Below are 20,736 nucleotides of genomic sequence, written 5' to 3' on the forward strand. Positions count from 1 at the left end.
CATGTCGCCGAGGACATCCCCTGTGGGCCACGTCACCGCTTGACGTTGTGCTTCTCCCAGTCATCCGAGGCGGTGACGTTGCCGTCGCGCCAGATCCACTCGATCTTCTGGTAGGTCAGGCTGACCTCCTGCACGACCTGGTCGTTCGGCCCCGGCAGCAGGCGGATCGCGGCGATGCTGGCGTTCGTCAGCTTGACCGTGTACGTCAGCGTCTCCGCCCCCTTGGCGTCCGGCCCGAACACGTTGAGCTCGACCGACGTCAGCAGCTCGTTGTCGAGGAACGCCTGCTGGATCGTCGGCGTCGCCTTGCCCAGCTCCATCGTCAACACCAGCGGCTTGTGCTGGCGCCTGCCGGTCGCCAGGCCCGAGGCCGCGTCGCGCGGCATGCTGACCTCGTGGTCCAGCGAGAGGATCGCGATCATGTTCTCGCGGCCCTTCTTCACCACGCTGCCCTTGATGTCCCCGACCTTCTGGCCCTTCATCCGCAGGTAGGCGTTGAGCGCCGCCTCGGCCTCCGCGAACGGGGCGAGCGCCACCCCCGACACACACGCCACCAGCGCCAGCGAACGCAACAGCTGCTTGCTCGACATCGACATCGTGCTCCTGCGCGACGAACCCTCGCGCGCGAGGCAAGGTACCGCGGATCGTTCACCCACCGCACGCACGCGGGCGAGCGCGCCGGCGCGCTACGCATAGTTCACGCGCGATGTCGCGGCGGTGCGCTCGCCTCATGCGCTGGGGGCTGCGAGTGACGGGCCGAGCGTAGCAATGAGCGCCTGCTCGTCACGACATGTCACAATGGACACATCGATCACACATGTCCTTTGGATCATGTCGACAACGCGCCGGCGGCCCCATGGGGCCCCATGGGGCCGCCCCGTGGCCGAAGCTTCATGCCGGCCCGCCTGACCGCGGCGGTGGCTGAATCTCCACGACAAAATTGCGGCACGTCGATTGCCAAAGGGGCCCGGCAGCCGGGGCGAATCATCGCCCGGCCCGCCGCCATCTCCCTGGAATAGAGAACCGCATGAACACCCGAATGATGATGCCCAGCTGGATCCCCTGCATTGCCCTCGCCGCCGTCGCCGCTCTCGCGAGCAGCGGCTGTGACGATTCGAGCCCGAGCCTCGACAGCGCCGACGACGACAGCGCGGCGGAGAGCCGCACCGTGGTCGGCAGCGAACTCGCGCGGATCGACGGCGTCGACGGACGTACCCTGACCTTCCTCGACCTCGGTGACGGCGACATCGGCGTGCTCGAGGCGCGGACCTCCGGCCAGCCCTCGGGGCTGCTGAGCCTGAGGGCCGAGGACGCGTCGCCACTCGAGATCTACATGGCCGCCGAGGGCGCCGATTCAGCCGTGATCGCCCGCCTGCGCACCAACCACGACGCTCTGGGCAAGGACACGCCGCGCCCGCTCAAGGCCAACCCGATGATCCCGCTGATCCCGCTCGACCTCAGCACCCACGGATACAAGGACATCGAGAACTACTGCGACGATCCCTACTGGGGCGACAAGTGGGAGTACGACCTCGACGTGCTCAGCCAGCATCACGCCTCCTCGTTCCGCGACAACGTGAGCCTGGGCGCTTCGGTGTACTTCTATCCCGGCTCGAGCAACAACACGGTGACGTGGCTCGGCATCTGCACCCAGGACCAGAACGACGCCCTCAACGACGGCAAGGAGTTCACCGTCCAGAAGCTGACGTCCAGCACCTGGACCGACACCACCACCGCCTACAGGGAACTCGACGCCGACGAGCCCGCCAACTCGTACGTCTTCTACGCCAGCAGCCCGGGCGGCGCCCGCTACCGCGGCAAGGTGGCGCCGTGGTCGGCCATGTACGGCACCGGCGCCTCGCAGACCGGCACCTCTTACGGGATCGCCGTCGCCTACACCCCGTACACCATCGTCCCCTGAGGCGGCGAATGGACGAGTCACATGTCTTTAAGGACATGTGACTCGTATCGGCCCGTCGCGGCGGCGTATACCGCCGCGCCTGTCCGAGATCGATCGCCCGCGGGCATCACCGATCCGAGCGACGTCGCCCGGAAGCAGCAGGTCGACCGCGCATGCCACCGCCGAGATCGTCGCAGGCCGGAGATGCGCGTGACGACACTGGTGCGACCCGGCCGACGTCGGCCGCGAGCGCTCTGCGGGGCCCCATGCAGCGTCAGCGACGCTCTGTGCGCCCACACGCGCCGGGCCGGCCGTGGGACCGGTCGCGCTGGCCGAGCCCGCGTCGGCCCCCTGCGCTCATGCGCCCGCGGTCGCGTGCTACGGTTCTTTGGAGGAGGCTCGCGATGAAGAACGACAAGAAGACCCGTCCCTTGACGATCAAGTCCGGCGTGCGCGGCGGCACCAGGCACGACACCATGAAGAACTCGGTCGGCAACATCCGCTGACCAGCCGCCCCGGCGTCGCCACGACGGCGACCCGGGGCGCTTCGTATCGTCCGCCTCGACGCGGCCGCGGATCTCGGACCGCGTGCGAGCTCGGTCTGTCCCAAAGGCCAGCCCGTGAAATGTCCGGTCTGCCACGACCATCCAGGCGTCTCGCGCCATTGCCGGCGGCGCCTTGACGCATCGCATGAGCTGGGTCAAATTGCGCGTCGTCTGATGTTCTCTCTCGAGCATCCGCGGCTCGCCCAGCCTCCCGGCGCGGACGAGGGCGTCCGGCGATTGCTGCATGCGGAGCGCACGGGGGTCCTGCGGACCTACGAGCTGCGGCTTCGCGGCAGCACCTTGGTGACGGCGGTGGGTCGGCCCGAGCGCAGGTTTCCGCTGCGCACCACCGCGACTGTCCGGCCCGCCGCCGCTGTCGCTTACCTCGAGCGGCAGGTCGCGGCTCTGCTGGCGAAGGGTGCTCGCTTGCTCGCCGACGACGCCGCCTTCCCGGTCATCGACGAGCCGCGCTTCAAGAGCTTGCCCGGCGTCGAGCCCGAGGTCGCCAGCGAGGTCGCGCGCAGCCTGCGGGCGCACCGGCGCAAGTTCGCCATGCTCGACAAGCTGCAGTGGGCCGCCGGCGACGACTGGGACCTGCTGATCTGGTCGCTCGTGCGGGCCGGCCGCGTCCAGCCGCACCGCGACGTCGAGCTGTGGTTGCTCCTCGCCGACGCCGCGCTCGAGGGCGACGCCGTCACGGTGATGGATCTGCTCGTCAGGGTCGGCCCGCTCACCGAGCTCTATCGCGGTCGCGGCTACGACGAATACGCCGAGGCCATCCCCGGCGGCGACGCGGCCACCGAGGCGCTGCTGTGGCACGCCTACCTCGACGATCGCCGGCACGTGAACGCGCGGGCTGATGTCCTCCCGACGAATCTGCAGCGCGGCCTGTGGCTGATCCGCGCCCGCGCCGGCGAGCCCGTGCCCGCGGCGGTCGCCGGCGAGCTCGCCGCGTGGCTGCAGGCCCACCCGCGCCCGTTCACCCCGCTCGAGGCGCTCGACGGCGGCGCCTTTGTCCGCCTCGACGTCCCGGAGCTGTTGCGCCGCATCGAGGCCCTGGCCGAGGGCCCGGCCTGACGCTCCTATGATTTGTCGCCGTCGCGGCTGAGCGCGCGTCGCCAGCGGTGCAGCCGCGCCTCGTCGACGAACAGCACGAAGAACGCGCACATCTGCAGCGCGAAGAACATCAGCTCGCGCATGGTCAGGGCGATGGTGAGGAACATGCCGAAGCCCATCGCGTAGCCGAGCGGTCGCAGACGGCGGACCATGAACAGCAGCGGCGCCGCCAGCTCGAACGCCAGCGCCAGGTGCTGCAGCCCGGCCCATATCGGCAGCGACACGTTGCGTACCATCCACGCCGCCGTGTCGGTCATGAAGTTGACCTGCACCTGATGCCACAGCGTATCGCCGTGGGCCAGCCAATCACCGTACCTGACCTTGCAGATGCCCGCCCCGAACAGCTGCACGATCAGCGTGAACTGCAGCGCCCGCAGCGGCCACGCCGAGCGGATCGTCGGCCGGCCCGCGGCGTCCTCGACGATCGGCGGCGCGAGGGCCAGGATCAACAGGCCGCCGAGGAAGATCTTGTTGATCGTGAACGCGGCCAGGCGGTCGGCGCCGGTGACATAGGCAGTACCGAGCAGGACCGGCCAGATCGCCAGGCGCGGCTTGAAGCCGAGGATGAGCGCCACGATCGCCGCGAAGTAGGCCACACCGAACCACGGCAGCGCCGCCTCCGGCAGCAGCGGCACCGCCTGCTGGAAGCCCACGCTCGCGCCCCCGCTCGGGTGATAGCCGACCGGCGTGAGCCACTCGGCCGCGAAGCGCCAGCGGAACGCGACGTAGTAGAGCAGCGTCGCCGCGAACAGGGCGCGGAACACCACCAGCCGCCCGGCGGCGACCGGCCCGAACACGAAATCGACAGCGCGCTGCAGCGGCTTCACGACGCCTCGACTCCCGCGGGGCGCCGATCTTTGCGCGCTACGCAACAATGCGCGGCGCTCATCGTCCCGGCCTCCCTGTCTCTTCGCGCAGGTCGTGGCTCGACAGCACGCGCACCGTCTGCGGCGTCGGCTCCGGCTTCTGCCAGTGGCCGACCGGCGGGCGCGCCGGGTCGATCTTCTGCGATCCGGCGAGGAAGCGGACCGCCACCACCGGGTTTTGCTTCGGGTTCAAGGTGCGATCGCGGTCCGCGACCCAGCGGGCCAGGTCGAGGCGCGACGCCTCGTGCTTGGCGCCGAAGCGCTCCATGAAGCGGTCGAAGCGGGTGCGGTAGCCGAACGGCTCCATCGGGAACAGCGCCCGCTCGTCGACCGGCTCCCACTCGCGCCGGCCCTCGCGCAGCACCTGCATGAAGAAGTACGGCACGCTCTCGGGCCGGTGGCGGAACAGGCAGGAGATCGATCCGAGATCGCGGACGATCGTGGGCCACCAGGTCGCCGGCGCCGCCTGGATCGCCCCCTGGCCGATCGGCACCAGCCAGACCACGAGCACCAGCAGCGCCGCCGCGACGTCGCGCCGCAGCGGGCGCGCGGGCCCGGGCTCCGGCGCGCTCACCCCGGCAGGACCTTGCCCGGGTTGCACGTGTGCCTGGGATCGAGGCTGTCCTTGAGGCCAGTCAGGAGCGCGACCCCGACCTCGCCCTTCTCGCGCAGCAGCCACGGCGCGTGGTCGGTGCCGACCCCGTGGTGGTGGCTGATCGTCCCGCCGCCGGCGACGATCGCGTCGGACGCCGCGCGCTTGACCGCCAGCCACTGCTCGACCTCGGCGCCCTGCTTCTGCGGGAAGATCATCGTGAAGTACAGGCTCGCCCCGTCGACATAACCGTGGGACAGGTGGCACATGACGATCGCGCGCGCCTCGGGGTCGGCCGCGTTGTCGCGCAGGGCGTCGTGGATGGCCCTGTGGACCCCGCGATAGAGGTGGTGCAGGTCGGACCAGCGGACCGAGGTCTCGAGCGTCTCGACGGCGATCCCGCGGTCGAGCATCGGGTCGCGCATGTACGGCATGCCGAACCGCCGCGAGTACCAGCGCTCGCCGACGCGGGTGCCGAGGTGGACGCCGCCCAGCCGCTCGACGATCGCGCGGGTGCGGACCTGCGACTCGAGCACCGTCTCGCGGTCGCCCTCGAGGCCGACGATCAGCAGGCAGCGGCCCTCGCCGTAGCCGCGCCACGCCAGCGCCTGCATCGCCGCCCGCTCGAGCGCCCCCGGCGGGTGCTGGGCGGCCGAGAAGCTCTGCAGGAAGTGCGTCTCTGGCCCATCGGACAGGCGGAGCATCGCCACCGGCAGCTCCTCTTGCAGGATCGTGCGCACCGCCTTGGCCCCGGCCTCGAAGTCCTTGAAGAAGAACCCGCGGTAGTCCTTCTCGGCCGGCACGCGGTGGATCTTCACCGTCGCCGCCGTGATCACCCCGAGGATGCCCTCGCTGCCGGCGACGAACTGATTGAGGTTGGGTCCGGCCGCCGAGGCGGGGAAGCTCTCGGTCTTCCACGGCCCCTTCGGCGTCGCCAGCTCGGCCGCCACCAGCCACTTCTCGGCCCGGCCATAACGATACGACTGCTGCCCGGCCCCGCGCGCCGCGATCCACCCGCCGAGGGTCGAGAACTCGAACGACTGCGGGTAGTGGCCGAGCGTGAAGCCCTCGCGCTGCAGCGTGCGCTCGAGCTCGGGGCCGTAGATGCCGGCCTGCACGCGGGCCGTCAGCGACTCGCCGTCGATCGCCAGGACCCGACCGAGCCGCGTCGTGTCGAGCGTCACCACCGCGCGCTGGCCGTCGCCGCGGCTGGCCGTGACGCCGCCCACCACCGACGAGCCGCCGCCGAACGGGACCACCGCGATGCCCTCGCGGTCGCAGTGACTCACCAGCGCCTGCACCTCCTCGCCGGTGCCGGGGTAGACCACCGCGTCGGGGGCCTGCCGCAGGTCACCTGACCGAAGGGCCAGGAGGTCGAGGTAGCTCTTGCCGCGCGAGTGAAAGGCGCGCTCGTAGCGGTCGGTCTTGACGTGGTCGGCGCCGACGAGCGCGCGCAGGGCCGCGAGGTCGGCCTCGGTCAGCGCCGGCGCGGCCAGCTCGAGCCGGTCGAGCGGCGCGGCCGGGCGGTGCGGCAGCGTCTTGCGGCCGAGCGACTCGGCGACCCAGCGCCACACCTCGGGCTCGCGGCGACCCAGTTCGAAGCCGGCGTGGACGAAGCCCCAGCCGTTCCAGCGCAGCGCGCGGCGGTCGATCATCGATCTGTCCCTTCGTACATGTGGTGACTCTCAATAGCGCAGGGTCAGCGCCCCGGGCAACACGGTGAAGGTCGCCGGCAACCGGCCAGGGGCCTCGCCGTCGACGTCGAGCAGGACCTCCGCCCCCGCGGCCGCGCGCGCCTCGACGCGCGTGCCCGAGAGGTGGCGGACCTTGGGCTTGCGCAGGTGCTCGCCGCGGTAGATCGCGTTCGGGTCGCGGAGGAAATCGAGCAGGCCCATGTCGTGCATCACGATCAACTCGAGCCGGCCGTCGCACGGGTCGGCCATCGGCGCCACGTGCATGCCGCCGCCGAAGTAGCGGCCGTTGCACACCGCCGCGGTGTTGACGACCAGCCTGAACTCGGGCCCGTCGTCGACCCGCATCACCACCTCGGTCGGCCGGTAGCGCAGCAGCCCGCGCACGGTCGCCGCGAAGTAAGTGAACTTGCCGCCGAGCAGCTTGGTCAGCCGCGCCTGGTTGACCTCGCGGTCGACCACGCCCGACACGCCGAAGCTGGCGATGTTGACGAAGTAGCGGGCGGCCGGCGAGCCGTCGTCGGCGACGTAGTCGATGCGGCCGACGTCGAGCGGCCTGGGCTTGCTCTCGGCGATCCGTCGCACCTGGGCGTCGACGTCGCCGGCGGCGCCGAAGCTCTTGCGGAAGTCGCCGCCGGTCCCGAGCATCAGGATCGACAGGGCCGCGCCCTCGCCGACGCGGACATCGGGCGCGCCGGGCACGGGCGGCTCGAAGAAGCCGTTGACCACCTCGTTGTTGGTGCCGTCGCCGCCACAGGCGATCACCAGCTCGACCCCGTCGCGCAGCGCCTCGCGCGTGAGCCGGGCCGCGGCCATCGGCGCCTCGGTGAACGCGACCTCGACCGGGCCGAGCGCCGCCTGCAGCTTGGCGTGCACCTCGGGCCAGGCGCGGGCCAGGCGGCCGCGGGAGGAGTTCGGGTTGACGATCGCTCGCGCGCGCATTCGAGGAACCTTCGCGGCCCTGCGGCCCGACATGGAGCTTATGTCGCTTCGCCCCGGCGTGTCATGCCGCCGACGCGTAGCGGTCGAGCACGCGGTCGACCTGGCGCACCTGCTCCGCGCGGTCCCAGCCGCGCGCGCCGCCCATCAGCCGCGCGGCCGCCTCCAGCGCGCGCAGCCCGGGGTCGCCCAGCTGCCCGAGGCCCGTGCGGCGCAGCACCGCGTCGCCGAGCTCGATCGCCCACTCCGCCCGGCTCGCGTGCACGATCTCCGCCCCGCACTCCGGCAGCCCCGGGCGCAGCGGCGCGCCCAGCGTCGGCTCGGCCTGGATCAGCGCCAGCACCTCGCCTGCGCGCGCCCCGTAGTTGCGCCCGAGGTGGTGCAGCAGCGGCCCCGGCAGGCCCGGGTGGCGCGCCTGCAGCCCGGCCACGAACGCGCGGAAGTTGCCGATCGCCCCGCCCGGCAGCGGCGTGCGGTCGGTGGTGCAGGGCGCGCGCGGGCGGCCGAGCAGGCGCAGCGCCACGTCGACGACCTTCTCGGCCAGCGCGCGCGACGTGGTCCACTTGCCGCCGATCGCCGAGACCAGCCCGGGCACGCCATCGGTCTTGCCGTGGTCGCAGACCTCGGCGCGGCGGCTCTTCTGGTACGAGCCCGACTGCGGGCCGTCGTCGACCAGCGGGCGCAGGCCGCCGTAGCTGTGGAGCACGTCCTCGCGGCGCAGCTCGGCCGCCGGGTAGAAGCGATTGACCGTGGCGAGCAGCCCGGCGATGTCGGCCTCGGTGACGCGGAAGGCGTCCGGGTGGCCGGCGTAGACCTCGTCGGTGGTGCCGATGAGCGCGTGGTCGCGCCACGGCAGGACGAAGAAGTGGCCGGTCCCGGCCGCCATCATCAGCGCGTACTCCCGGGTCAGCTTGCGGGTGATGATGTGGATCCCCTTCGAGCGGACCAGCTGGGTGAGCGGCTCCGACCCCAGCGTTTCGAGCATCAGGTCGGCCCACGGCCCGGTCGCGTTGACGACCACCGGCGCGCGCAGCTCGACCGAGCCGTCGCCCGGCAGGCGGCCCTCGATCTTCGCCCCGACCACCCGCGCGCCTTCGCGCACGAACCCCACCGCCTCGGCGTAGTTCACCAGCTCGGCCCCGGCCGCCGCCGCGCTGAGCAGGCACTCGAGCTCGAGCCGCTCGGGCGAGAACATCTGACAGTCGTGCAGCACCGCCCCGCCCTTCAGGCCCTCGGCCCGTAGGCTCGGCTCGGCGGCCAGCACCTCGGCGGGCTTCAGCGTGCGGTGGGCCGGCAGCCGCTGGTCGGGGTCGGGCAGGCGGTTGCGGTCCCAGGACAGCAGGTCGTAGAGGGTCAGGCCGACCCGCAGCTCGGCCAGCGAGCTGCCGGCCGCGCCGGCGTAGACCGGCAGCAGCATCGGCAGCGGGTAGACCAGGTGGGGCGCGTGCAGCTCCCACAACCGGCGCTCGCGCAGCGACTCGCGCACCAGCCCGAGCTCGAAGTTCTTGAGGTAGCGCAGCCCGCCGTGGATCAGCTTGGAGGACGCGGCCGAGGTCGCGCTGCAGAAGTCGCGCTTCTCGACCAGCGCGACCCGCAGCCCCCGCAGCGCGGCGTCACGGGCCACGCAGGCGCCGGTGATCCCGCCGCCGAGGATCACGAGGTCGTAGTTCCGCTGGGCCAGGCGCGCGAGGCTCCGCATGCGGGGCAAACCTACTGTCCTTCCGACCCGGCGACCAGGGCCCTCGTGCGCATTGTCCGCGAGACGCCGTTCAGGCGGTGCCGCTGGGGCCAGCGATCGCGTATTCTCTGCCCGCCGCATGCAGAGCCGACCGATCTCCGACTTTATCCGCCGCCATTACCGCCACTTCAACGCGGCGGCGCTCGTCGACGCCGCGACGGCGTACCAGGCCCACCTGGACCGCGGCGGCAGCATGCTGGTCACCCTCGCCGGCGCCATGAGCACGGCCGAGCTCGGTCTCAGCCTGGCCGAGATGATCCGCCAGGGCAAGGTCACGGCGATCAGCTGTACCGGCGCCAACCTCGAAGAGGACGTGTTCAACCTCGTCGCGCACGACCACTACGTGCGCGTCCCGCACTACCGCTCGCTCACCGCCCAGGACGAGCAGGCTCTGCTGGAGCGTCACCTCAACCGCGTCACCGACACCTGCATCCCCGAGATGGAGGCGATGCGGCGCATCGAGACCGCGGTGTTGGCCGAGTGGGAAGGCGCCGACCGCGCCGGCGAGCGCTTCTTCCCGCACCAGTTCATGTACAAGATCCTGCGCTCGGGTGTCCTGAAGGACAGCTACCAGATCGACCCGAAGGACAGCTGGCTGATGGCGGCGGCCGAGCGCGACCTGCCGATGTTCGTGCCCGGGTGGGAGGACTCGACGCTCGGCAACATGTACGCCGGCCACGTGATCGAGGGTCACGTCAAGAACGTGCACACCGTGCGCACCGGCATCGAGTACATGATGGAGCTGGCCAAGTGGTACACGGGCACCTCGGACAAGAGCTCGATCGGGTTCTTCCAGATCGGTGGTGGCATCGCCGGCGACTTCCCGATCTGCGTGGTGCCGATGCTGCACCAGGACCTGCGCCGCACCGAAGTGCCGCTGTGGGGCTATTTCTGCCAGATCAGCGACAGCACCACCAGCTATGGCTCGTACTCCGGCGCCGTGCCCAACGAGAAGATCACGTGGGGCAAGCTCGGCGTCGACACTCCCAACTTCATCATCGAGTCCGACGCGACGATCGTCGCGCCGCTCGTGTTCGCCTACGTCCTGGGCTGGTGACGTCGTGAAGCACCCGCGCATCCGCCACCCCCTGAACGAGCTGACCCAGTCGGCGGCCGAGCTCGGCTACCGCATGCCTGCCGAGTGGGAGCCGCTGTCGTCGATCTGGTTGGCGCGCCCGCACAACCCGACCACCTGGCCGGGCTGCCTGGCCGAGGCGCAGCAGCAGCACGCCGACTTCACCGCCGCCGTGCGCCGGTTCGTCCCCGTGCGCATGCTCGGCGAGTCGATCGCGATCGTCACCGACGACGCGTGGATCCGCGACTACGGCCCGATCTTCGTCAAGCGCAAGTCCGACGGCGCGCTGGCCCTGCACGACTTCCACTTCAACAATTGGGGCGGCAAGTACGGCGATTGTGCGAACGACGACGTCGTGCCGCAGAAGGTCGCGCTGATGCTCAGCCTGCCGCTGTGGATCCACGATTTCGTGCTCGAGGGCGGCAGCATCGAGGTCAACGGCGTCGGCACGGTCATGACCTCCGAGTCGTGCCTGTTCCACCCTGGCCGCAACGCCAGCCTCGGCCGCGCCGACATCGAGCGCGAGCTGCACGCCGCGCTCGGCACGACCCACGCGATCTGGCTGCCCGCCGGCATCGAGGGCGACGACACCGACGGCCACATCGACGACCTGGCTCGCTTCGTCAACGCCGACACGATCGCCGCCGTGCGCGCCCCGCAGGGCCACCCGGACCACGACGTGCTCGAGCGCAACTGGGAGGCCCTCACCCAGGCCCGCGACCAGAACGGCCAAAAGCTGCAGCTCGTCGAGCTCCCGGTGCCCCCGCCGATGTACTGGGACTTCCCCGCCGAGGACGACTGGCCCGGCGGCGTCCGCCAGATCCCCGCGAGCTACGCGAACTTCCTGTTCGCCAACCGCGCCGTCCTGGTCCCGACCTTCGACCAACCGACCGATTCGCAGGCGCTCAAGATCTTCGAGCAGCTGTTCCCCGACCGCGTGATCGTGCCGGTGGCCGCGAAGTATTTGGTGGTGGGCCTCGGCTCGCTGCACTGCCTGAGCCAGCAGCAGCCGTTCTGAAGGCCGCTGCTGTTTAGAAGAGGAGGACGCGCGCGCGCCATGTGCCGCGCGCCTCCAAAACCCAGCAGGGCGGCGGGTCGCCCGAGAGGAGCTGACAGTGATCAGTGACTTGTTGCTCAACTTCCGCCACCTCGAGGGGCTCCAGCTACGGAACCTCGCCGCGGTGAACATCATCGTCGGCCCGAACAACGTCGGCAAGACGACGCTTTTCCGCGGACTCCAGGCGTTTGCGCTCACCCGGAGTAACCCCCCTGGCTCGGCTGATGGTGCGAGTTTGAACCTCGATTCAGCCATCCCCCCTGATCAAGCTTTTGTTCTCCGCTCTGCCCACTTCCCTGACCACATCAGACATTATCGGTCAGAGTTTCACGGCAAATCCGCTCTCCCCCGCTGGGTAGGAGACGACGGGAAGATTTATGAACAAGTCGAGGACGCGGCTCGAGGGCTTGGCGGGGTAGACAACGGCTTCCTTCGATTCGTTGACGCCACCGAGCTCGGGCCGATGATTCCGATCAATCTCTCCCAAGCCAAACGCGTCGCATCTCGGATATCGGGACTGCATCGGCATTGGCTATCTCGCTCCTATCATCTTTGGCACCGCCGCAAATCTCATTATGTCGAGATGTTGGGTTCGCACCACGAGCGCCTGGATTCGGAGGCGGAACATCTGGTGGCTCGACTCGACCATGTGCTGACGGGCCTCGATGGTGGCCGATTACGTACAGACATCGACCGTTTCATGAATGCCGTGGTTCCCCATATCGGAGAGATCGGAATCAATCGCACCCGTGGTGCCAATGGGACTGAGATTTCGGTCGCCTTTCATGACGGGAATGCGGTCCGAAGTCTCAATGAACTTGGTGGTGGCGTCGAACAAGTCCTCGCCCTCGCACTCGTGCTGCTTGCGGAACCCGATGAAGGTGCCGTGTTCATCGAGGAGCCTGAGTCACACCTCCACGAGTCCGCGCAGCGACGGCTGATCCAGCAGATCAAGGACCACCGCGGCAAGCGCCAGGTCTTCATCGCCACCCACAGCCCGATCTTCGTCAACGAGTTCCCCGGCGCCAACGTCTATCGCCTCACGCGCGATCCAACGACGAAGAAGACCACCGCACATCCCTGCCTCTCCAAGCCGCATCAACGGGAGATCCTCGACGAGCTTGGCGTGCTCCCCAGCAGCCTCACGCAGACCAACTGTGTGCTCTGGGTCGAGGGCCCGACGGAGGTCCGGCTCGTCACCCACTGGCTCGGCCTCGTCGCTCCGGAGCTGCTCGTCAACCAGCATTACACCTTTGCCCAGACCGGCGGCTCGAACATCCTCAGCCTCGCCGCCGACATCGCTCCTGGCCACCTCGAAGACTGGCTGCAGGATATCCGCCGCATCTGTCGTCACAACTACTTCATCTGCGACCGCGACGCCGGCATCGGCCAGGATCCCGCCAAGGACCCTGTTCGCAACATCGCCGCGCTCGTCGGCGAAGATCACTGGATCACCCACGGCTACGAGATCGAGTGGTACCTCCCCGACGACGCGGTCACCCACCTCTGGGGCGCAGCCGCGGCCGAGCATGTCCGTCCGGCGCGTACGAGCGCCGACCTCCCCTTCTACAATCACCTGAAGGCTTCCAAGATTCGCGGTACGGCGACAGCGGACGAGCGCAAGACGGCTCATGCCGAACGCGTCATCAAAAAACTCATCCCGGCCGAGACATGGTTCGCCGGCCCGACAGGCCAGGACCTGCAGGCTCAGCTCGTTAAGCTCGTCGCGTTCATCCGCCGCGCCAACCAGCTCGATGCCCCTGCCGCCACGGCTTGCGCGACCTGCGAGCGCCCGTTCCCCTGAAGTCATCCGACCCTCGAAGAAGCAAGCCTCATGGGTCTCGACTACCGCTTCGAGTTCATCGCCCCGCGCAGCGGCGCCGACGCTCTGCTGACCGCGCTCGCCGACCACGTCGAGGACGCCTACGCCCGCCGCCTGCGCGCCTGCTTGCCGTGGTCACCCAACACCCCGCACCAGGTGAACGCCGGCGTTCACGGCCTCCCGCCTGCCTTCGACATCCCCAACCATTACGACCTCGTCGTCATGGTCCCCGTCGACCCCGACGTCCGGCGCTACTTCGAAAGCTACCATGAGCCGCTCGCGCGCCACGTCCGGGACGGCAAGGCCGGCATCGGCCTCGTGTACATGTCGCTGCATGCCGGCCCGCGCTACGTCGCCCTCAAACTTTCGGCCGCGAGCAGCGGCATGAGTCGACTGTTCGCCGGGTCCGGCAGCGTTCGTCGGATCATGACCTCGCTCGCCGCCGCCGCGCGGGTGCACGCCGCCTTCCTCGACACCGAGGACGGCGACCGCTGGGAGCTGCTGTTCCCGCGACCTTCAGCCCTGACGGCGTCCCTATCGGTCTCACGGCCCCCCGCCGACCCGGAGGACCCGGCAGACTTCGACGCCTACTGCGACCTCGCCCTCGATCTCGCCGGCCTCTGACGATTCCGCAAACATGCATCTCCAGACATGTCCCCATGGACATGTCCTTGGATGCTCCCGCTTCCCCGCGGAGCCCGCCGCGCCGGCGCCGTTGCCGGACTCGCTTCCAATTAAATATCTCATGGTGAGTCCACCGCATCGTATGGAGCATGCTGCCGCTCGTGCTTGCCGCGGCTAGGCCGCCGGCCATGGTTCACGTCGCCATGTACGACGCCTCGCGTGCCATCGATCTCAGCACGCTGCTCGAGCACGCCGACCACCTGGTGCGGCGGCTCGTCACCGGCCGCGGGCACTTGCGGCGGTGCGGCGGCGACGGCGTCGGCGCCATGTGGCCTGTCCTCGAGGACACCCAGGGTCGCCGCCTGCGCGTCACCCCGTGGTTGCCCATGGACAATTATTCGCCGCGCCTCGCCGGCCCGGGCGGTCGGCATCCTCGCGGCCTGCGCGACTTCTTCGGCCACGACGTCCTCCTCACCGGCGTGCTCGAGCGCGACGCTGACGGCGAGCTCGTGCTCGTCGCCAGGCGGGCTCAGGTCGTCCGCGAGCTGCACCTGCGGCGCCTCGACGCCGCCCAGCTCGCCGCGATCGCCGGCGTCGGCGGCGAGGGCACCGTCGGTTACGGCGCGCTCGCCGGGGAGCTCATCATCGACGGCGGCGATCAGCTGCGGCTCGTCACTGCCGACCGCGGCGGCCCGTGCGAGGTCAGCTTCACCCTCGACGTCCTGCGCCGCGACGACCTCGTGCTCGGGCGCCCGATCCTCGTCCACGGCCTGATCCGCAAGGCCACCCCATGGCTCGGCGCCATCCGCCGCGCCGCCCTCGCCGTCGACGCTCCCGCTCTCTGAAAGCGATCGCGCCCGGCTCGCTCGAGCCGCGGTGCTCGAGATCAAACGGTCGCATCCGCTCCGGTCGACAAATCAGGATCGCGCCGCCCTGGATCCCGCGCTGTTGGCCGGACCCGGACGATTTCGCGCCTCGCTCTCCTGGCAAATCCGCCTGCTCTCGCCGCCATCGGGCATGCTGGTGGCGACATGCCGGTCTCATTCGGCCGCTCCGTGCTCCTGCTCGCCGCGTTCGCCTCCTGCTCGCCGCGGCCGCACGCCTTCGAGGACAGCGCCGGCGACACCACGGGCTCGCCTGCCACAACGAGCACGAGCACGACCGGCATGCATCTCACTTCCACAAGCGCGGGCGAGCCCACGTCCGGCACCTCAGGCGAAGGCACCTCGAGCACCTCCACCAGTGACGACCCCGTCTTCATCGCTCCGCCCGACCTCGGCGACGGCCCGCCGGAGTGCGACCCGTGGGTGCCCGCATGTCCCGAAGGACAGAAGTGCATGCCGTACTCCGGTGACGGCGACAGCGCCTGGGAGAGCTGGGGCTGCTTTGAAAAAGTCCCCGACCCCGACCTGCTCGGCGAGCCGTGCACCAACTTCGGCGACGTCAGCGGCCTCGACTCCTGCGACGCGGGCCACATCTGCTGGGTCACCGAAGCAGAGCCTCCTGGCAGCACCTGCATCGCCATGTGCACCGGCTCCCCCGAAGCTCCGCAATGCGCCGATCCGCTGACCACCTGCAACATCGCCGCCGATTACGCCGTCATCCTCTGCCTGCCGATGTGCGACCCGCTGCTGCAAGACTGCAGGGGCACCGACCTGTGCATCCCGAAGTGGCCCTGGACCGAAGCGAGCGAATTCACCTGCGCTCTGGACGCCAGCGGCGACGAGGGTCAGGTCTTCGACCCGTGCGAGTACGGCAACGAATGTGATCTCGGCCTCCTCTGTCACCCTTCCGCTCTGGCCGACGAGTGCGACCCGCGGGCCACCGGTTGTTGCCTCCCTTTCTGCGACGTCACCCAGCCGAACAGTTGCCCCGGCGCGGGTCAGGAGTGCGTCTCCTGGTACGAACCCGACGCTGCGCCGCCACTCGACGCCATCGGCACCTGCCGCCTGCCCTAGCTCCGACCTCGCGCAGGCCCACTCCAGGACCCTTGCGCGAGCCTTCGCCCCGCCGCCTCGCTGCTACTCTTGCTGCGATGTCGAGGCGCCCCTCTCGAAGCTTCGCGCTCGCGCTGCTCGGCCTGCACGCGTGCGGCACCGGCCCGGCCGGGCAGGTCGGCGAGGGCACCGGCTCCGTCATCCTCTCCGACTCGACCACGGCCGCCACCACCGGCTCGACCACCCATCTTTCCAGCACTGACCCGACCGAGGGCTCCTTCATCGCCCGCCCCGACGCCGCTGCCATCGTCGAGTGCGACCTCTTTTTGCAGGACTGTCTCGAAGGACAGAAGTGCACCGCCCTGAGCGGCGACGGCGACGGCCGCCTCGACACCTTCCGCTGCGTCCCCGTGGCCCGCGATCCCGACGCTCCGGGCCAGCCGTGCGCGACCGGCGAGCGCCCGCTCGACGGCCACGACTCCTGCGCCGCCGGATCGATCTGCCACGAGCAGGCCGCCGATCCCGCTGACCGCGTCTGCGTCTCGTTCTGCACCGGCAGCCCCGACGACCCCGGCTGTCCGCCGCAGGGCCTCTCTGCCTGCAGCACCGCCCATTGGTGCTCGATCTTCGCCTCAGGCCTCTCGGTCTGCCTGCCCGGCTGCGACCCGCTCCGCGACCCCTGCCCTGGCTCCCAGGTGTGCGCCCCGCTCGCGCTGGGCCTCGGCTTCATCTTCGAGTGCCTGCCCGACATCTCCGGCAGCACCGGCGCATTCGCTGACGGCTGCAACGAGAGCAGCGAGTGCGACCCCGGCCTGCACTGCGACGAACCGAGCGCCGCGCTCGAGTGTGATCCAAAGGTCGCCGGCTGCTGCGTGCCCTGGTGCGACCTCACCAAGGCTTCGGCGTGCCCGGGCGCGGGTCAGACCTGCCAGCCGTTCTACGATGACGGCGAGGCCCCGGAATGCTTGCACCTCGGCGTCTGCCGCCTGCCGTCGTGACGAAGAAACATCATGCTACGACATGACCGAAAGGTCATATCGTATTATCAGAAATTCATATCACGTTCCGATGGACATGTTCCTTGGTTTATGTCCATCTGGACATGCCCCGAAGGGCATGTCCAAACATTGCACGACTGCTACTGCGGCGACTTCGGCCACTCGGAATGAACAAACACCCCGGGCGCGTCGACGCGCTCGTACGTGTGGCTGCCGAAGTAATCGCGCTGAGCCTGGATGAGCGAAGCGCTGCCGCGCGACTGCGTGAGCGTGTCGAACCACGCCAGCGACGCCGAGAGCCCGGGGATCGGCAGCCCCGCCGCCGCGGCCGCCGCGACCACGCGCCGCCAGCCGGGCAGGCGGCGGGCCACGTCGGCCACGAAGTCGGGCGCGAGCATCAGCAGCTCGGGCTTGTCGGTCTGCGTGAACGCGGCCCGGATCCGCTCGAGGAACACCGCGCGGATGATGCAGCCGCCGGTCCAGATCCGCGCGATCTCCCCCAGGTTGGTCCCGTAGTCGCGGGCCTCGCTGGCCGCCTGCAGCAGGGCGAAGCCCTGCGTGTAGCTGGCGATCTTGCTGGCGTACAGCGCGTCGCGCAGGTCGTCGGCCGACACGCCCTGGATCGCCCCGCGGACCGGCTGCAGCGCCGCCTCGGCGCGCGTGCGCAGGTCCTTCGCGGACGACAGCAGGCGCGCGTCGACGGCCGCGGCGATGGTCGGGATCGCTACCCCGTGCTCGGCCGCCGCCACCACCGTCCACTTGCCGGTGCCCTTCTGCCCCGCGCGGTCGAGCACCGCGTCGATCAGCAGCGCCCCCGCCGTCTGCGGGTCAGGCACGCGCAGGATGTCGGCGGTGATCTCGATCAGGTAGCTCTCGAGCTCGCCGCGGTTCCAGCCGGCGAACGTGTCGGCGACCTGTCCCCAGGGCCAGCCCAGGCCCGCGCGCATCAGCGCCGTGACCTCGGCGATCAGCTGCATGTCGCCGTACTCGATGCCGTTGTGGACCATCTTGACGAAGTGCCCGGCCGAGCCGCGCCCGCAGTAGGTCACGCACACGCCCGACGCGCTGCGGGCCGCGATCGCCTCGAGCGGCGGGCGCAGGCGCTCCCACGCGTAGCGGTCGCCGCCCGGCATGATCGACGGACCGAGCAGCGCGCCCTCCGAGCCGCCCGACACGCCCATGCCGACGAACCGCCACGGCCGCCCCTCCGCGCGCGCGACCCGGCGGTCGGTGTCGGCGTAGAGGCTGTTGCCGCCGTCGACGACGATGTCGCCGTCCTCGAGCAGCGGGTCGAGCTGGTCGAGCACCGCGTCGACCGCCGGCCCGGCGTTGACCATCAGCACGATCCGCCGCGGCCGCTCGAGCATCTTCACCAGCTCGGCCACGTCCTCGGCGATGCGCAGGTGCGCCTCCGGGTGCGCCGCCGCCAGCGCGTGCGCGTGCTCGACGGTGCGTTGATAGCCCGCCACGCGCAGCCCGCGGCTGGCGAAGTTGCGGGCGAGGTTGCCGCCCATGACGCCGAGGCCGACCACGGCCAGATCGCACAGCCCTGTTTCACTCATCGCTCTCACCCTCCGAATCGATGTCGGTCGCAATCACGAGGCTTGCGAGCGCCGTCGTCGGCAGCCCGTCCTCGCGCTGAATCACTCGCCGCAGCGCGGCCCGCTTGCCCGTCCCCGCGGCCATCATCACCGCGTGCGGCGTCGCCTGCAGCACCGGCAGCGTCAGGCTCATCCGTCGCGGCGGCGGCTTCGGGCTGTCCGCCACGAACACCGCCGCCCCCGTCGCCTGCAGCGCCGCGTGCCCGGGGAACAGCGACGCCACGTGCCCGTCCTCGCCGAGCCCCAGCAGCGCCACGTCGAGCCCGCCCGCGAACTCGCGCGCGAACGCCCGCTCGAACCGCGCCACCGCCCGCGCCGGATCGTCGTCGTCGTCGGCCCACAGCGGCAGCGCCGAGGCCGGCGGCGGCAGCCCGAGCCGCAGGTAGCCCCCGCGGTTGCTGCCCTCGTCGCTGGCCGGCACGCAGCGCTCGTCGACCCACGTGAGCTGCACTCTCGACCATGTCCCTTTCGACAGGTCCTCGAGGACATGTGGCAGCACCGCCAGCGCCGAGCCGCCGGGGATCGCCAGGCGGCACGCGCCGCGCTCGGCGTCGACGCGGGCGATCGCGCGGGCCAGGCGCTCCGCCGCGACCTCGGCCGGCCGCGGCGACCGCAAGATCTCGAGCTGCGGCGTCATCCTTCCGACCATCCGCCCTCGCAGCCGTTGAACAGCTCGTCGGCCGCTTCCGGGCCCCACGAGCCGGCCGAGTATTGCGCCGGCGGCGGCGCGTCGGGCCGGTCCCATGCGCCGCGGAACGCGTCGGCGAACCGCCAGCTGGCCTCGATCTCGTCGGCGTGGAGGAACAGCGTCTGGTCGCCCGTCATCGCGTCGAGCAGCAGGCGCTCGTAGGCCGGCGCGGTGCGGTCGCCGAAGCGCTCGCGGTAGTCGAAGTCGAGCTCGGCCGGGGCCATCACCATCGCCGCGCCCGGGCGCTTGACCCCGAACGCCAGGCGGATCGCCTCGCGCGGCTGGATCGACATCGTCAGCGCGTTGGGGCGGATCTGGCACAGGTCGCCCTGGCGCAGCCGCTCGCGAAATTCGTCGTCGGAGATGCCCTCGGGGCGGTTGAAAAGCTGCACCGGCGGCACGCGGAACTGGATCCGCACCTCGGTGAATTTCTTCGGCAGGCGCTTGCCGTGGCGCAGCAGGATCGGCACCCCGGCCCACCGCCACGAGTCGCACTCGGCCCGGATCGCCACGTACGTCTCGGTGCGCGAGTCGGCCGGCACGCCCTCCTCGGCGTGATAGCCCGGCACCTTCTTGTCGGCGACCTTGCCCGCCTTGTACTGCCCGCGCACCGAGTAGCGCTGCGCGTGCTCCGGCCCGGGCACGTGCAGGCTGCGCAGGAACTGGACCTTCTGCCCGCGGATCGCCGCCGCTTCGAGCGAGCTCGGCGGCTCCATCATCACCAGCGCCAGCACCTGCAACATGTGATTCTGCAGCATGTCGCGCAGCGCGCCCGTCGAGTCGTAGTAGGCCGCCCGCCCGCGCTCCATCCCCAGGTCCTCGGCCACCGTGACCTGCACGTGCTCGACGTGGTGCCGGTTCCACAGCGGCTCGAAGATCGCGTTGTGGAAGCGGAACCCGAGCAGGTTCTGCACCGTCTCTTTCCCGAGGTAGTGGTCGATGCGGTAGATCTGCTCCTCGCGCAGCGACTCGTGCAGCTGCCGGTTGAGCGCCGCCGCCGACGCCAGGTCGTGGCCGAACGGCTTCTCCACCACCACCCGCCGCCACGCGCAGGTCTCGTCGGCGCGCACGTGCAGCAGCCCGCCGACCGACAGCAGCGCGACCGTGGGCGCGAACAATTCTGGCTTCAAAGACAGGTAGAACAGCCGGCCCGCGTCGCGCCCGCCGGGCAGCTCGTCGAGCCGCCGCGACAGGCGGTCGAGATCTTCGGGGTTGCCGACGTCGCCCTGCAGATAGTGGACGCGCGGCGCGAGGGCCTCGAAGTCGGCGCGCTGCTCTTCGGGCATGGCCTCGCGGATCTGCTGGCGATAGGTCTCGTCGTCCATCGGCCGGCGAGCGACCCCGAGCACGTGGAAGCCGCCGCTCGGGCGACCGCGGGCGGCCAGACTGGTGAGGGCGGGCATCAGCTTGCGCAGCGTGAGGTCGCCGCTCGCGCCGAAGATCACGACGTGCGCCGGAGGAGAGGAGGGCATGGGGCGCGGCAATGGTAGCCCGCATCGCCGCGCGCGGCAGCCCCCGCGCCGGGCGGCCGGGGCCGGCTCGCGTGG

At 70.4% G+C, this 20,736-nt stretch carries 18 protein-coding genes; 9 read left to right on the top strand and 9 right to left on the bottom strand.

The genetic code is table 11. The annotated features are described in order from the left end of the window. Window positions 1-32 precede the first annotated feature (32 nt). Entirely contained in the window at window positions 33-590 is a 558-nt protein-coding gene (gene tssD, locus POL25_RS15965) for a type VI secretion system tube protein TssD (RefSeq protein ID WP_272086880.1), read from the bottom strand. Between the two features lie 437 nt (window positions 591-1,027). Between tssD and POL25_RS15970 the strand changes: the two genes are divergently transcribed. Together POL25_RS15970 and POL25_RS15975 are read left to right on the top strand one after the other, a co-directional pair. Continuing rightward, a complete protein-coding gene (locus tag POL25_RS15970; RefSeq protein WP_272086881.1) occupies window positions 1,028-1,921 on the top strand; it encodes a hypothetical protein in 894 nt (297 codons plus the stop codon). Window positions 1,922-2,619: 698 nt separating this feature from the next. Beyond that, window positions 2,620-3,522, top strand: a complete 903-nt coding sequence (locus POL25_RS15975) for a hypothetical protein (RefSeq protein ID WP_272086882.1) — start codon at window positions 2,620-2,622, stop codon at window positions 3,520-3,522. Between the two features lie 5 nt (window positions 3,523-3,527). On the opposite strand, the gene POL25_RS15980 is transcribed toward POL25_RS15975, so the two are convergent. From POL25_RS15980 to POL25_RS16000, 5 genes are all read right to left on the bottom strand, one after another. Further along, the gene (locus tag POL25_RS15980) at window positions 3,528-4,388 is read right to left on the bottom strand and encodes an HTTM domain-containing protein (RefSeq protein ID WP_272086883.1); all 861 of its coding nucleotides are present in this window, start codon (window positions 4,386-4,388) and stop codon (window positions 3,528-3,530) included. Between the two features lie 58 nt (window positions 4,389-4,446). Then, a complete protein-coding gene (locus tag POL25_RS15985) occupies window positions 4,447-5,001 on the bottom strand; it encodes a hypothetical protein (protein ID WP_272086884.1) in 555 nt (184 codons plus the stop codon). Then, window positions 4,998-6,674, bottom strand: a complete 1,677-nt coding sequence (locus tag POL25_RS15990) for an FAD-binding oxidoreductase (protein WP_272086885.1) — start codon at window positions 6,672-6,674, stop codon at window positions 4,998-5,000. The genes POL25_RS15985 and POL25_RS15990 overlap by 4 nt, the downstream gene beginning before the upstream one ends. A gap of 30 nt (window positions 6,675-6,704) precedes the next feature. Further along, entirely contained in the window at window positions 6,705-7,652 is a 948-nt protein-coding gene (locus POL25_RS15995) for a diacylglycerol/lipid kinase family protein (RefSeq protein WP_272086886.1), read from the bottom strand. Between the two features lie 61 nt (window positions 7,653-7,713). Continuing rightward, the gene (locus tag POL25_RS16000; protein WP_272086887.1) at window positions 7,714-9,348 is read right to left on the bottom strand and encodes a glycerol-3-phosphate dehydrogenase/oxidase; all 1,635 of its coding nucleotides are present in this window, start codon (window positions 9,346-9,348) and stop codon (window positions 7,714-7,716) included. 118 nt (window positions 9,349-9,466) lie between these two features. Between POL25_RS16000 and POL25_RS16005 the strand changes: the two genes are divergently transcribed. The 7 genes from POL25_RS16005 (at window position 9,467) to POL25_RS16035 (ending at window position 16,900) form a co-directional block, all read left to right on the top strand. After that, window positions 9,467-10,444: a deoxyhypusine synthase family protein gene (locus POL25_RS16005; RefSeq protein ID WP_272086889.1), complete on the top strand. Its 978-nt coding sequence runs from the start codon at window positions 9,467-9,469 to the stop codon at window positions 10,442-10,444. 4 nt (window positions 10,445-10,448) lie between these two features. Further along, window positions 10,449-11,480 carry an agmatine deiminase family protein gene (locus tag POL25_RS16010; protein ID WP_272086890.1) on the top strand — a complete coding sequence of 344 codons (1,032 nt, stop codon included), beginning with the start codon at window positions 10,449-10,451 and terminating at the stop codon, window positions 11,478-11,480. A gap of 97 nt (window positions 11,481-11,577) precedes the next feature. Next, complete coding sequence (locus tag POL25_RS16015; protein ID WP_272086891.1) at window positions 11,578-13,323, top strand: ATP-dependent nuclease; 1,746 nt, start codon at window positions 11,578-11,580, stop codon at window positions 13,321-13,323. Window positions 13,324-13,353: 30 nt separating this feature from the next. Further along, entirely contained in the window at window positions 13,354-13,965 is a 612-nt protein-coding gene (locus POL25_RS16020) for a hypothetical protein (RefSeq protein ID WP_272086892.1), read from the top strand. A 188-nt stretch (window positions 13,966-14,153) separates the two neighbouring features. After that, window positions 14,154-14,810: a hypothetical protein gene (locus POL25_RS16025; RefSeq protein WP_272086893.1), complete on the top strand. Its 657-nt coding sequence runs from the start codon at window positions 14,154-14,156 to the stop codon at window positions 14,808-14,810. Window positions 14,811-14,996: 186 nt separating this feature from the next. Beyond that, window positions 14,997-15,923 carry a hypothetical protein gene (locus tag POL25_RS16030; protein WP_272086894.1) on the top strand — a complete coding sequence of 309 codons (927 nt, stop codon included), beginning with the start codon at window positions 14,997-14,999 and terminating at the stop codon, window positions 15,921-15,923. A 77-nt stretch (window positions 15,924-16,000) separates the two neighbouring features. Further along, a complete protein-coding gene (locus POL25_RS16035; RefSeq protein WP_272086895.1) occupies window positions 16,001-16,900 on the top strand; it encodes a hypothetical protein in 900 nt (299 codons plus the stop codon). Between the two features lie 140 nt (window positions 16,901-17,040). Here the strand turns inward: POL25_RS16035 and gnd are convergent, their stop codons facing one another. From gnd to zwf, 3 genes are read right to left on the bottom strand one after another with little or no spacing between them, the layout of a single operon-like run. After that, complete coding sequence (gene gnd, locus POL25_RS16040; RefSeq protein ID WP_272086896.1) at window positions 17,041-18,462, bottom strand: NADP-dependent phosphogluconate dehydrogenase; 1,422 nt, start codon at window positions 18,460-18,462, stop codon at window positions 17,041-17,043. Continuing rightward, the gene (gene pgl, locus POL25_RS16045; protein WP_272086897.1) at window positions 18,455-19,138 is read right to left on the bottom strand and encodes a 6-phosphogluconolactonase; all 684 of its coding nucleotides are present in this window, start codon (window positions 19,136-19,138) and stop codon (window positions 18,455-18,457) included. Before pgl ends, gnd begins: the two co-directional genes overlap by 8 nt. Next, complete coding sequence (gene zwf / locus POL25_RS16050) at window positions 19,135-20,661, bottom strand: glucose-6-phosphate dehydrogenase (protein ID WP_272086898.1); 1,527 nt, start codon at window positions 20,659-20,661, stop codon at window positions 19,135-19,137. Before zwf ends, pgl begins: the two co-directional genes overlap by 4 nt. Window positions 20,662-20,736: the final 75 nt, after the last annotated feature.

It is taken from the genome of Nannocystis bainbridge (assembly GCF_028368995.1).
Taxonomy (GTDB): Bacteria; Myxococcota_A; Polyangia; order Nannocystales; family Nannocystaceae; genus Nannocystis; species Nannocystis bainbridge.

Coding starts and splice junctions, on each gene's coding strand:
- tssD (WP_272086880.1), bottom strand. CDS start 590: ATGTCGAGCAAGCAGCTGTTGCGTTCGCTGGCGCTGGTGGCGTGTGTG.
- POL25_RS15970 (WP_272086881.1), top strand. CDS start 1,028: ATGAACACCCGAATGATGATGCCCAGCTGGATCCCCTGCATTGCCCTC.
- POL25_RS15975 (WP_272086882.1), top strand. CDS start 2,620: ATGTTCTCTCTCGAGCATCCGCGGCTCGCCCAGCCTCCCGGCGCGGAC.
- POL25_RS15990 (WP_272086885.1), bottom strand. CDS start 6,674: ATGATCGACCGCCGCGCGCTGCGCTGGAACGGCTGGGGCTTCGTCCAC.
- POL25_RS15995 (WP_272086886.1), bottom strand. CDS start 7,652: ATGCGCGCGCGAGCGATCGTCAACCCGAACTCCTCCCGCGGCCGCCTG.
- POL25_RS16000 (WP_272086887.1), bottom strand. CDS start 9,348: ATGCGGAGCCTCGCGCGCCTGGCCCAGCGGAACTACGACCTCGTGATC.
- POL25_RS16005 (WP_272086889.1), top strand. CDS start 9,467: ATGCAGAGCCGACCGATCTCCGACTTTATCCGCCGCCATTACCGCCAC.
- POL25_RS16020 (WP_272086892.1), top strand. CDS start 13,354: ATGGGTCTCGACTACCGCTTCGAGTTCATCGCCCCGCGCAGCGGCGCC.
- POL25_RS16025 (WP_272086893.1), top strand. CDS start 14,154: ATGGTTCACGTCGCCATGTACGACGCCTCGCGTGCCATCGATCTCAGC.
- POL25_RS16030 (WP_272086894.1), top strand. CDS start 14,997: ATGCCGGTCTCATTCGGCCGCTCCGTGCTCCTGCTCGCCGCGTTCGCC.
- POL25_RS16035 (WP_272086895.1), top strand. CDS start 16,001: ATGTCGAGGCGCCCCTCTCGAAGCTTCGCGCTCGCGCTGCTCGGCCTG.
- gnd (WP_272086896.1), bottom strand. CDS start 18,462: ATGAGTGAAACAGGGCTGTGCGATCTGGCCGTGGTCGGCCTCGGCGTC.
- pgl (WP_272086897.1), bottom strand. CDS start 19,138: ATGACGCCGCAGCTCGAGATCTTGCGGTCGCCGCGGCCGGCCGAGGTC.
- zwf (WP_272086898.1), bottom strand. CDS start 20,661: ATGCCCTCCTCTCCTCCGGCGCACGTCGTGATCTTCGGCGCGAGCGGC.